Source organism: Candidatus Symbiopectobacterium sp. NZEC127, assembly GCF_025962675.1.
Classification (GTDB): Bacteria; Pseudomonadota; Gammaproteobacteria; order Enterobacterales; family Enterobacteriaceae; genus Symbiopectobacterium.
On sequence record NZ_JAGFPG010000003.1, the window covers coordinates 189,616 to 201,569 of the forward strand.

Annotated in this window: 9 protein-coding genes; 6 read left to right on the plus strand and 3 right to left on the minus strand. The window is 51.6% G+C overall.

What is annotated here, in order from left to right; all coding sequences use genetic code 11:
• Positions 1 to 363 precede the first annotated feature (363 nt).
• The 3 genes from carA to J5069_RS14350 all read left to right on the plus strand — a co-directional run bounded on the left by carA (position 364) and on the right by J5069_RS14350 (position 7,927).
• On the plus strand, positions 364 to 1,512 hold the full coding sequence (carA, locus tag J5069_RS14340) for a glutamine-hydrolyzing carbamoyl-phosphate synthase small subunit (RefSeq protein ID WP_264644518.1): 1,149 nt from the start codon (positions 364 to 366) through the stop codon (positions 1,510 to 1,512).
• A 14-nt stretch (positions 1,513 to 1,526) separates the two neighbouring features.
• A complete protein-coding gene (carB, locus tag J5069_RS14345; protein ID WP_264644519.1) occupies positions 1,527 to 4,751 on the plus strand; it encodes a carbamoyl-phosphate synthase large subunit in 3,225 nt (1,074 codons plus the stop codon).
• A gap of 212 nt (positions 4,752 to 4,963) precedes the next feature.
• Positions 4,964 to 7,927 carry a serine/threonine-protein kinase gene (locus J5069_RS14350; protein ID WP_264644520.1) on the plus strand — a complete coding sequence of 988 codons (2,964 nt, stop codon included), beginning with the start codon at positions 4,964 to 4,966 and terminating at the stop codon, positions 7,925 to 7,927.
• 77 nt (positions 7,928 to 8,004) lie between these two features.
• On the opposite strand, the gene J5069_RS14355 is transcribed toward J5069_RS14350, so the two are convergent.
• Complete coding sequence (locus tag J5069_RS14355; RefSeq protein ID WP_264644521.1) at positions 8,005 to 8,619, minus strand: LysE family translocator; 615 nt, start codon at positions 8,617 to 8,619, stop codon at positions 8,005 to 8,007.
• Between the two features lie 216 nt (positions 8,620 to 8,835).
• Between J5069_RS14355 and J5069_RS14360 the strand changes: the two genes are divergently transcribed.
• The 3 genes from J5069_RS14360 to folA all read left to right on the plus strand — a co-directional run bounded on the left by J5069_RS14360 (position 8,836) and on the right by folA (position 10,661).
• Complete coding sequence (locus tag J5069_RS14360) at positions 8,836 to 9,612, plus strand: threonine/serine exporter family protein (protein WP_264644522.1); 777 nt, start codon at positions 8,836 to 8,838, stop codon at positions 9,610 to 9,612.
• Positions 9,603 to 10,073: a threonine/serine exporter gene (locus tag J5069_RS14365; RefSeq protein ID WP_264644523.1), complete on the plus strand. Its 471-nt coding sequence runs from the start codon at positions 9,603 to 9,605 to the stop codon at positions 10,071 to 10,073. Before J5069_RS14360 ends, J5069_RS14365 begins: the two co-directional genes overlap by 10 nt.
• Before the next feature lie 108 nt (positions 10,074 to 10,181).
• Positions 10,182 to 10,661 (plus strand): type 3 dihydrofolate reductase, encoded by a 480-nt coding sequence (folA, locus tag J5069_RS14370; protein ID WP_264644770.1) that lies wholly within the window; start codon positions 10,182 to 10,184, stop codon positions 10,659 to 10,661.
• 45 nt (positions 10,662 to 10,706) lie between these two features.
• Here folA and apaH read toward each other — a convergent pair whose 3' ends face one another.
• Positions 10,707 to 11,564 (minus strand): bis(5'-nucleosyl)-tetraphosphatase (symmetrical) ApaH, encoded by an 858-nt coding sequence (apaH, locus tag J5069_RS14375; protein ID WP_264644524.1) that lies wholly within the window; start codon positions 11,562 to 11,564, stop codon positions 10,707 to 10,709.
• 2 nt (positions 11,565 to 11,566) lie between these two features.
• Complete coding sequence (gene apaG / locus J5069_RS14380; protein ID WP_264644525.1) at positions 11,567 to 11,944, minus strand: Co2+/Mg2+ efflux protein ApaG; 378 nt, start codon at positions 11,942 to 11,944, stop codon at positions 11,567 to 11,569.
• Between the last annotated feature and the right edge of the window lie 10 nt (positions 11,945 to 11,954).

Sequence of the window (11,954 nt, forward strand, 5' to 3'; positions counted from 1 at the left end):
TCGTAATTGGTAAAAATTGCTATTTCCCCCGGTTTTTACTGTTTTTGGTGGCGTTTTTTTAACCCGCCATTGCCCGATCAGGCGCCTGCTGGTCAAATATTCCCTTCTGGCTAATAATGTTGCCAGGCAACCGTTTACTTTGCCTTTTTGAGGGCTGTTTTTGTGGCTGTAGCCAGTCAGTGACGCTGTAAGCCATAAAAAATGGAGAAAAATGTCGGTTAGAGTGGACAAGTTGAACGGCCATCATTAAAATGCGCGCAATTTGCCAAAAGTTTACCTAAAAGGTAATTTTTGCATTGATTTGGAGTGACTAATCTGAATTAATATGCAGATAACATGATTGTTTATTCCTTGGAGGGTGTTTTGATTAAGTCAGCGCTATTGGTTCTGGAAGACGGAACCCAATTCCACGGTCGTGCCATCGGGGCAGAGGGAACGGCAGTGGGGGAAGTGGTCTTCAATACGTCGATGACCGGTTATCAAGAAATCCTCACTGATCCTTCCTATTCCCGCCAAATTGTTACTCTCACTTATCCCCATATTGGTAATGTCGGCACTAACGCCAGCGACGAAGAATCCCCCTCTGTTCATGCTCAAGGCCTGGTTATTCGCGATCTGCCTCTGATTGCCAGCAACTACCGTAATGAAGAGAGCCTCTCGGATTACCTGAAACGCAATAACATCGTTGCCATCGCCGATATCGATACGCGTAAGCTGACTCGCTTGCTGCGTGAGAAAGGGGCGCAGAATGGCTGCATTATTGCCGGGGATGCGCCGGATGCCGCGCTGGCGCTGGAAAAAGCTAAGGCGTTCCCTGGCCTGAAGGGCATGGATCTGGCAAAAGAAGTGACGACGCAAGAACCTTATGGCTGGACGCAAGGCAGTTGGACGTTAGCCGGTGAACTGCCTGCCGCCAAAGCGGAAAGTGAATTGCCGTACCACGTGGTGGCTTATGACTACGGTGTGAAGCGCAACATTCTGCGTATGCTGGTCGATCGTGGCTGCCGTCTGACGGTTGTGCCTGCCCAGACCTCCGCAGAAGAGGTGCTCAAACTGAATCCGGATGGCATTTTCCTCTCCAACGGTCCCGGTGACCCGGAGCCGTGTGACTACGCCATTAAGGCAATCAAAGCCTTCCTGGAGACCGACATTCCGGTATTTGGTATCTGCCTCGGTCATCAACTGCTGGCGCTGGCAAGCGGTGCTAAAACGGTCAAAATGAAATTTGGTCACCATGGTGGTAACCACCCGGTGAAAGATCTGGATGCAGACTGCGTGATGATTACCGCGCAGAACCACGGTTTCGCCGTGGATGAAAACTCACTGCCTGCGACGCTGCGCCCAACGCACAAATCGCTGTTTGACGGCTCCCTGCAAGGGATTCATCGCACGGATAAAGCGGCATTCAGTTTCCAGGGGCACCCGGAAGCCAGCCCTGGTCCGCACGACGCGGCCCCTTTGTTCGATCACTTTATCGAACTGATTCAATCTTATCGTGCCAATGGTAAATAATCGGGAGCAGAAAAATGGCAAAACGTACTGATATTAAAAGCATCCTGATCCTTGGTGCTGGCCCGATCGTTATCGGTCAGGCCTGTGAATTCGACTACTCTGGCGCGCAGGCGTGTAAAGCGTTACGTGAAGAGGGTTATCGCGTCGTTCTGGTGAACTCCAACCCGGCGACCATCATGACCGACCCGGAAATGGCCGATGCGACGTATATCGAGCCGATCCACTGGGAAGTAGTGCGCAAAATCATCGAAAAAGAGCGTCCAGATGCGGTGCTGCCGACCATGGGTGGTCAGACGGCGTTGAACTGTGCGCTCGAGCTTGAGCGTCAGGGCGTGCTGGCGGAATTTGGCGTTACCATGATCGGTGCGACCGCCGATGCTATCGATAAAGCGGAAGATCGCCGCCGCTTCGATATCGCCATGAAGAAGATTGGCCTGGAAACCGCGCGTTCCGGTATCGCGCATACCATGGAAGAAGCGCTGGCCGTGGCCGCTGATGTGGGCTATCCCTGCATTATCCGTCCCTCCTTTACCATGGGCGGCAGCGGTGGCGGCATCGCGTATAACCGTGAAGAGTTTGAAGAAATTTGTGCACGCGGTCTGGATCTGTCACCGACCAAAGAGCTGCTGATCGATGAATCCCTCATCGGTTGGAAAGAGTACGAAATGGAAGTGGTGCGCGATAAGAAAGACAACTGCATCATTGTCTGTTCCATCGAAAACCTGGATGCCATGGGTATCCACACCGGTGACTCCATTACCGTTGCGCCAGCGCAAACCCTGACGGACAAGGAATACCAAATCATGCGTAACGCCTCCATGGCGGTACTGCGTGAAATCGGGGTAGAAACCGGCGGTTCTAACGTGCAGTTTGCGGTCAACCCGAAAACCGGTCGCCTGATCATTATCGAAATGAATCCGCGTGTATCGCGCTCCTCGGCGCTGGCCTCCAAGGCGACGGGCTTCCCGATAGCCAAGATTGCCGCCAAACTGGCCGTAGGCTACACGCTGGATGAGTTGATGAACGACATCACCGGCGGTCGTACCCCGGCGTCGTTCGAGCCTTCCATTGACTATGTTGTCACCAAGATCCCGCGCTTCAACTTCGAAAAATTTGCCGGTGCCAACGATCGCCTGACCACTCAGATGAAATCGGTCGGCGAAGTGATGGCGATTGGCCGCACCCAGCAAGAGTCGCTGCAAAAAGCGCTGCGTGGTCTGGAAGTCGGCGCAACGGGCTTCGATCCGAAAGTGGATCTGGACGATCCGGAAGCGTTGACTAAAATCCGCCGCGAGCTGAAAGACGCAGGCGCTGAGCGTATCTGGTACGTCGCGGATGCTTTCCGCGCTGGCATGTCTGTGGACGGCGTGTTTAACCTGACCAACATCGATCGCTGGTTCCTGGTGCAAATTGAAGAACTGGTGCGTCTGGAAGAGCAGGTTGCCGAGAAAGGCGCGACGGCGCTGACAGCCGATTTCCTGCGTACCCTGAAACGCAAAGGCTTTGCCGATGCGCGTCTGGCGAAGCTGGCCGGTGTTTCTGAAAACGAAATCCGTAAACTGCGCGACAAATATGATCTGCACCCGGTCTACAAACGTGTCGATACCTGTGCGGCAGAGTTCGCCACCGATACCGCGTATATGTACTCCACTTACGATGAAGAGTGCGAAGCTAACCCGAATCAGGATCGCGACAAGATCATGGTGCTGGGTGGCGGACCGAACCGTATCGGACAGGGCATCGAGTTTGACTACTGCTGTGTGCATGCGGCGCTGGCGTTGCGCGAAGACGGTTATGAAACCATCATGGTTAACTGTAACCCGGAAACGGTCTCAACCGATTACGACACCTCTGACCGCCTCTACTTCGAGCCGGTAACGCTGGAAGACGTGCTGGAAATCGTCCGTATCGAGAAACCGAAAGGCGTTATCGTGCAGTATGGTGGTCAAACGCCGCTGAAACTGTCGCGTGCGCTGGAAGCCGCGGGTGTGCCGGTGATTGGTACCAGCCCGGATGCCATTGACCGTGCCGAAGACCGTGAGCGTTTCCAACAGGCGGTGAATCGTTTGGGTCTGAAACAGCCGGAAAACGCCACCGTCACCTCCATCGAACAAGCGGTGGAAAAAGCGCGTGGTATCGGTTATCCGCTGGTGGTTCGTCCTTCTTACGTGCTGGGCGGTCGTGCGATGGAAATCGTCTACGACGAAATCGATTTGCGCCGTTACTTCCAGAATGCGGTCAGCGTGTCCAACGATGCGCCGGTACTGCTGGACCGTTTCCTCGATGATGCCATCGAAGTGGACGTGGACGCTATCTGTGACGGCGAACGCGTGCTGATTGGCGGCATTATGGAACACATCGAACAAGCGGGCGTGCACTCCGGTGACTCAGCCTGTTCGTTGCCGGCTTATACGCTGAGCAAGGAAATTCAGGATGTGATGCGCCAGCAGGTAGAAAAACTGGCGTTCGAACTGAGCGTGCGCGGGTTGATGAACGTGCAGTTCGCCGTGAAGAACAATGAAGTCTACCTGATTGAAGTGAACCCGCGTGCCGCGCGTACCGTGCCGTTTGTCTCCAAGGCGACCGGTGTGCCGCTGGCGAAAGTGGCCGCGCGCGTGATGGCGGGCAAGACGCTGACGGAACAGGGTGTCACCAAAGAGGTTATCCCACCGTATTACTCCGTGAAGGAAGTGGTGCTGCCGTTCAACAAGTTCCCCGGCGTTGACCCGATTTTAGGGCCAGAGATGCGCTCTACCGGTGAAGTGATGGGCGTGGGCCGCACCTTTGCCGAAGCGTTCGCCAAGGCGATGCTGGGCAGCAACTCGCCGATGAAGAAATCAGGACGCGCCTTGCTCTCGGTTCGTGAAGGGGATAAAGCACGCGTTGTGGATCTGGCAGCCAAGCTGCTGAAACACGGCTTTGAACTGGATGCAACCCACGGCACCGCCATTGAGTTGGGGGAAGCGGGCATCAATCCGCGTCTGGTGAACAAGGTGCATGAAGGGCGTCCGCACATTCAGGACCGTATCAAGAACGGCGAGTACACCTATATCGTCAACACCACCGCAGGGCGTCAGGCGATTGAAGATTCCAAACTGATTCGCCGCAGCGCATTGCAGTATAAGGTGCATTACGATACCACCATGAACGGCGGCTTCGCTACGGCGATGGCGCTGAACGCGGATCCGACCGAGAAAGTGACCTCGGTGCAGGAAATGCACGCGCAGATTAAAGGTTAATCAGCGCTAACCAAGAAGCCAGCGCGAGTGCGCTGGCTTTTTTTATGGGCGAAGATAATACAATTATTCACATCTTAAACGTGTTTTAATAATAAACACTCCCTCAAAGAAAGGACGAAAATAGCGTTAATCCTTAATTGAGATTTTTTTTTAATAACGATGGCATAAATACGATGCCTATAGTCCATTCTTTTTTTGAATGGAGTCAAAGAATGCCTGTTTCAGCTCTGCAATATCGTTTGTCTACGGAATGTTACCACGATAAATCGTGCAATAAAAAAAGTGAGAAAGCTTTAAAATCAATTAATTCAAATTCATCTGTTAATGTTCAGGGTTTCAGTTCTCAAATTAACCATGTCGAAAACTCTCCGAGAATATTCAACACATCATCAACCTTTCTTCCTGCTCGGAAAAGTGCAATAGCAACAACGGTTCAACTTATGCTGTTGTTGAATTTTTTGCACAGATCGGATGCTGCTTCGTTTGCTTATAAAGAGAATCCATTATCAAACCTGGATAATGATCTCACCCTTGCTAATCGTAGTGACTCCTTTGACAATTATCCGATTTCCATGTCTCTTGTTGACGATGGGCATGTTTCCCAATCGCCCTTATTGCTGCCAGAAGTAAAGCGGGAAGTGACATATTATGATAATAGTAATGGCACGCTTTTTATCAATGAAAACAGCCACATTCTTTCTGATGATGAAAAAAAGGATGCGCTGATTTCGGCCATTAAGCACTATCTGGTGTCTGATGGGCAATTAACTGCCGAACAGGGTCAGGATTTTGAGCTGTCATTGAAGCAGTGGGCAAAAGCCGGTCCTCTCTTTATTACTCCACTGGCTGAGAGCACTGATCGAGTGAAGCGAGCATTGATGCCTGAGTACGATCCTCGAACCGCAGAGCATATAAAAGAACACTGCGCCTTTGAGGAAGAAATACTCAATGCTAAAGGCGAGAACGAAGGAAAACTGCTTTTATTTCAAGCCCAGAGAGCAGAGAACCCCTTCAGGATGATTTATGATGACACGGAGGGGGGCCCACGGCCTGAAGCTCGGGGCGCCGCCGAGGGATTAAATATTGTGACGGACATACTGACGCTGGGGATAAAACCGTTAATTGGTAAGCTCATTGCGAATGCAAAACGCCGTGAGTACTATAAAAATCAAGGTGATGAAATTTGTGCTGAACGCTTTCGTCGACTAACCATTGCTGAGATTGCGACCTCTCTTGATGTTGATGGTATCGCGTTCAAATTCCGCGGTGTGGCCCGTAAAGTGAAACCGACTGAATTGCTGCATACCACTCCGGGTCAGAAAAGGGCGGCTTATTATGTTCAGAATCCGCGCAGCGGGATTAAGAAAGAAATTTTACTAGAACTTAAACCGGGGAATACCGCTATCCATACCGAAGGTGGGGAGATCTTCCTGAAACCAACGGATAATCCCAATGAATTTATGACATATCACCCTTATGCTACCAGACCTGAGTTATTGCAGAGAAAGGTGATTGTCGATGAGGAGACGCTTGCGTGGCGATATGCTGACACCTTCGATGCCGCCAATCTTAATGTTGAGGTGAGGGAAGGGAAAAAGCAGATACCGTTGTACGGCGAATATTACGATCTGAACAAAAATGGAGAGGGAAAGTTTGAGATCGTGGTACGAAAAGCCTCAGGCTCCCACGAGTTTGTACCGGTATACCTTGAACCATTATCCAACACCTGGCACATGCGAACGCATAACCAGCATCCAGTGTTTACCCACGAACAGGAAAATATCATTAACACGCTCCGCATCGAACCAGACAGGGGTTTCAACTATATTCCCTGCACCAATAATAACCCACGGTATTATGGCTCGGGAAAGATATATCGTGCAGAGAAAATTGACGACACTTCACATTATCCCTGGGGGCGATATATTGAAATGAACGGGGAAGTTGTGCCAGTGAGAGAAGTGGTTTCTCCCGGGCGAGGCGTTCATTATGAGGTGTATAATAGTCATTATCCTGATAAAGAACATTATCTGGTATCCTGGGACGGTGGGCGCTGGGTATTTGAGCGTCCAACCTCTATTCATGTGTCGAGTACGCTTGAAAAACAGATTACCTCGGATATGTTTACCAATAATATCGATGTAACGCAGTTGTCCTCTCCGGATAAGAATGGATTGCGATGGGATGAAAATAACAAGAGCTATTTGAATGTTAACAACCAATTTATTCATGTGAAAAAAATGGGCAATAACCGTTTTCTGCTGATGAAACCGGTGCATGGCCCTAAGACAGTTCTTCGACTGAAGAATAATAAGTTTTACCAGGAGAATCTCGCCGAAAGGTTGGAGAATATTATGACAGTAGGTCTGGGCGGTAGAAAAAGAAAAACGGCACTCAGCGTACTGAAAGAGGTTGACGGTTTTACCGAGGCGTCGGCGGAAAAATTACTCTCTGAGTATCGTTTTCAGGAAAAGGGGCTCTTTAATGACTATGCCTTTGCGTTGGAAATTGAACAAACGGGTACAATTCCCCCATGGGCTAAAAGATTAAAAAAAGACGCGCCTCTAGAGCCAGGAACGTCAAAAATTATGGATACCATTACCTTAATGAAGCCCGATTTCCCCGTGCACAAAGTTGATTTTCATGTAGGTAAGCTCATCGGTGAGGGGACCAATGGGGAAGTTTTTATTGATGCAGATGATAATGCATATCTCATAAAGGTTTACCTGGCCGATGAGGGGGAGTCGATCGCAGAGATTGCCAAACATGAGGCCGAGGTGTTTAGGCGCTATTACGGAGAAGACGCTGCCATGCACCTGGTGGATGATGAGGGCGTTTCATATGTCAGAATGTATAAAATTCCTGGTGAAACGCTGAGTTCCTTACCACCCGGTTCGTTGCCGAATAATGCCGAGGAAAAATTTGTTGATATGATCGAGAGACTCAACAAGCTGGGCATCATGCATGATGACCTTCATACTGAAAATGTGCTGTGGGATTCGAGCTCGCAATCCTTTTTCCCGATAGATATCAATAATATTAAAGAAAAATATTTCAGTTCAGATATCAATGAAAAAATAGCCATAAATACCTATGACCAAAGAAATTGGGCTTCTGTATTGCAATGTATAGCGCAGAAGAAAAGCGTGCCAACGTCTGCGGATGGGGGGGAATAAAAGCAGGGAATTGGTACGTGATTAAAAAACCAGCGTGTAAGCGCTGGTTTTTACTGTCAGGGCGGTGAGGGGATGTGTTACCCCAATGCCACCTTGATGCCGAGTGCAATCAACACGGTGCCCAGCAGTTTATCTACCAGCTTTTGCGCTTTTTCCAATGCACGACGTACCGGGCCGCTTTGGAACAGCAGTACCAGCAACGGCCACCAGACGACGGCAAGTGCCCAGATAATAAAGGCATACCACAGTTTCTCCCCGACGCTGGAGTGGGTGCTGAGTACCTGAGTGAACATGGCAAGAAAGAACAGGGTGGCTTTCGGGTTAAGCAGATTGCACAGATAGCCTTGCAGGAAGGCTTTTTTCAAGCTGACTTCCTGGCGCGGTAGTGAAGCAACATTCAGCTTGCTGCCACCCCGCGAGAGTAATGCCTGAATACCGATCACGATCAAGTAAAGCGCACCTGCATACTTTAAAATGTTGAACAGCCACGGCGTGGTAGTGATTACCACCGCTAATCCTGCGACGCAATAGGCCATGTGGGTTGCGACGCCCGTGATAACGCCAAAGGCGGTCATCATGGCTGGCAAACGCGCATAGCGTGCGGCGTTTTTAATCACCAGAAAGAAGTCGGGGCCGGGTGAAAGCATACCCAGCGTCGCGATGGTGGCGACAAACAGTGAGGTTTCAAGCATCAACAGCGTCCAAATGGGTGACGAAGCGGAAAAAGTGTGTGCGGTCGATCTTAACGCGGTAACGCGCGTGATGCACTCATAAGATTTTATTCTTACCAGCAATATTGGCAATCGGACCGCGTTGTGTTAACAAGTCTCCTTGCTTTATTTATGGTTATACCCGTTATCATTTCAAATTATTCAGTGTGTCTTAATTTTATCAGTCAGGGTCTTCGTATGGTCAGTGAAACACCACAGCAACGGGAAATCACCCGGCTGTGTATCCAATGCGCGCTGATGCTGTTGCAGCACGGCGCGGAGAGCACGGTCGTTGAGCAACTCTCTTCGCGCCTCGGGATGGCGCTCGGGGTGGATAGTGTAGAAAGCTCCATTTCGGCCAACGCCATTGTCCTTACCACCATCATGAATGGACACTGCCTGACGTCGACGCGCAAGAACGTCGATCGCGGCATCAACATGCATGTGGTGACAGAGGTGCAGCACGTGGTGATCATGGCTGAGCACAAGCTGCTGGATGTCGCTGGCGTTGAAAAACGCCTGACGGGCATCAAGCCGCTGCGCTATCCGCGCTGGCTGGTGGTGACTATCGTTGCGCTGTCGTGCGGCTGTTTCAGTAAGCTCAACGGCGGCGGTTGGGATGCCTTTGTGGTCACCATGCTTGCCAGCGGTGTAGCAATGTACGTGCGTCAGGTATTGACGTCGCGCCATCTCAATCCCTTGATCAACTTCTGTATTACCGCCTTTGTCGCCACGTCGGTATCCGGGCTGTTGCTGCGTGTTCCGACGTTTCATCAAACCTCGACGGTGGCGATGGCGGCCAGTGTGCTGCTGCTGGTGCCCGGTTTTCCGCTGATTAACGCGGTAGCGGATATGTTTAAAGGGCATGTGAATACCGGGCTGGCGCGCTGGGCAGTTGCCAGCCTGCTGACGCTGGCAACCTGCATTGGCGTCGTGGCTGCAATGGCAATATGGGGGTTACGCACATGGGCTTAACGCTGCTGTGGGGGCTATTGCAGGATGTCTTGCTGGCGGCAGTGCCTGCGCTGGGTTTTGCTATGGTGTTCAATGTGCCGGTCAAGGCGCTGCCTTATTGCGCACTGCTGGGTGGCGTGGGGCACGGTGCGCGTTTCCTGTGCGTGCAGATGGGCATGCCTGTCGAATGGGGATCGTTTTTGGCGGCCATATTGATCGGGGTGATCGGGATCCGCTGGTCGCGCTGGCTGCTGGCGCACCCGAAAGTGTTTACCGTTGCGGCGGTGATTCCGATGTTCCCCGGTATTTCAGCGTATACCGCGATGATTTCGCTGGTGGAGCTTTCCCATCAGGGATACAGCGAAGCGTTGATGCGCGTACTAATCACGCATTTCCTTAAGGCTTCATTTATTGTCGGTGCGCTGTCGATTGGGTTGTCTCTTCCGGGGATTTGGTTGTATCGCAAACGTCCTGGCGTGTAGCGGCATTAAGATTTTGCTTATTTTGCCCATCAGAAAATCGCCGTATCGACGTACCCATCACCTTTACGTATAGTGTCTGCAATTTTTGAGCTATAGGGCTTTACCATGGTGATTAGTTTGATTGCAGCACTGGCGGTAGATCGTGTTATCGGCATGGAAAACGCCATGCCGTGGCATTTGCCGGCGGATCTGGCGTGGTTTAAGCGCCAGACGTTAAATAAGCCCATTATTATGGGGCGTAACACGTTTCGCTCTATCGGCCAGCCATTGCCGGGAAGGAAAAATATTGTCGTCAGCAGCCATGCCGGCGACGATGAGCGTGTGACCTGGGTGTCGACCCTGGAGGCGGCGTTGGAAGCGGCCGAAGGGGCGGAAGAGGTGATGGTGATTGGTGGCGGCAGTATTTATCAGCAAATGCTGCCCCAGGCTTCACGTCTGTATCTGACGCACATTGACGCCGAAGTGGAAGGTGATACCCATTTCCCGGAGTACGAACCGGATGCCTGGTCATCGGTGTTCAGCGAGTTTCATGATGCTGATGAGAAGAACTCGCACAGCTATTGCTTTGAGATTCTCGAACGGCGTTAACTGAATAGGCGCACGCGTGGGTCAATCTGGCCGCGCGTGTTTTACTTATTCTGCGCCGACTGCTGCCATGCCTTGTGCCAATGACGGCTGAGTAAAGATCTGCTTATCCTCCCAGCGCAACATCGTCAATTCGCCTCCCCAGCAGCAGCCCGTATCCAACGCATAAATGTTATCCGGCGTCCACTTTCCTTCCAGAGAGGCCCAGTGGCCGAATGCGATGGCATAGCCCGGCGTTTCTGCATTCCCTTCTACGACCGGGCTGGGCAAGTAAAACCACGGCTTGAGCAATGAAGGTGCCTGTGACGGTGCCTCTTTGCATATCATGTCTAGCTGCCCGCCCGAGAAGCAGTAGCGCATGCGGGTGAATACGTTGGTGCTAAAGCGCAGACGCGGCAAACCACTCAGTTCCGGGCTCCAGTGATTGGGCATATCGCCGTACATGGCGTCCAAAAACAGTGGATAGCTGTCGCTGCTGAGTATGGCTTCCACTTCCCGTGCGCACATTTGCGCGGTGGCCAGATCCCACTGCGGCGTTACGCCAGCATGGGCCATCACCAGTTTGAGATCGTCGTCGACCAGCATCACCGGTTGGCGGCGCAGCCAGTTAATCAGGGTATCAACATCCCGTGCGTTCAGCAGATCGTTAAGCCTGTCTTTCGGCTTGTTCCTGCTGATACCCGCATAAACCGCCAGCAAATGCAGATCGTGGTTGCCCAGCACCGTCTGTGCGGCCGAGCCTAACGAACGCACATAGCGCAGCACCTCCAAGGAAGCCGGACCGCGTGCCACCAGATCGCCAGTAAACCACAGCCGGTCGTGCGCCGGATTGAAAGAAACCTGCGCCAACAGTGCCATTAGCTCGTCAAAGCAGCCGTGCACATCGCCAATTAAATAGGTAGACATAATCAATGAATCAGTGAGGGGATCGCTAAACGAAAAACAGAAATAGGAACCTGAAAGGCATCGCCCTGATGATCGATCATGTGGTAATGACCTTCCATCGTGCCCAGCGGCGTTTCCAGCACCGTACCGCTGGTGTACTGAAATTCACTGCCAGGTTCGATCACCGGTTGTTCCCCGACCACGCCTTCGCCCTGAACTTCAGTTTGACGTCCGTTGGCGTTGGTGATCATCCAGTAACGCCCAAGCAGTTGGACAGGATTACGCCCCAGATTGCGGATTGTGATGGTGTAAGCAAAGACAAAGCGGCTCTCATCGGGCTCGGACTGCGCTTCAACATAAAAACTCTGAACCTGAACACAAACACGGGGCGTATTAATCATCGCGACACTT

Excerpts from the sequence above, each read along its gene's own strand:
- carB (WP_264644519.1), top strand. The coding sequence starts at position 1,527 with ATGGCAAAACGTACTGATATTAAAAGCATCCTGATCCTTGGTGCTGGC.
- J5069_RS14350 (WP_264644520.1), top strand. The coding sequence starts at position 4,964 with ATGCCTGTTTCAGCTCTGCAATATCGTTTGTCTACGGAATGTTACCAC.
- J5069_RS14355 (WP_264644521.1), bottom strand. The coding sequence starts at position 8,619 with ATGCTTGAAACCTCACTGTTTGTCGCCACCATCGCGACGCTGGGTATG.
- J5069_RS14360 (WP_264644522.1), top strand. The coding sequence starts at position 8,836 with ATGGTCAGTGAAACACCACAGCAACGGGAAATCACCCGGCTGTGTATC.
- J5069_RS14365 (WP_264644523.1), top strand. The coding sequence starts at position 9,603 with ATGGGCTTAACGCTGCTGTGGGGGCTATTGCAGGATGTCTTGCTGGCG.
- apaH (WP_264644524.1), bottom strand. The coding sequence starts at position 11,564 with ATGTCTACCTATTTAATTGGCGATGTGCACGGCTGCTTTGACGAGCTA.
- apaG (WP_264644525.1), bottom strand. The coding sequence starts at position 11,944 with ATGATTAATACGCCCCGTGTTTGTGTTCAGGTTCAGAGTTTTTATGTT.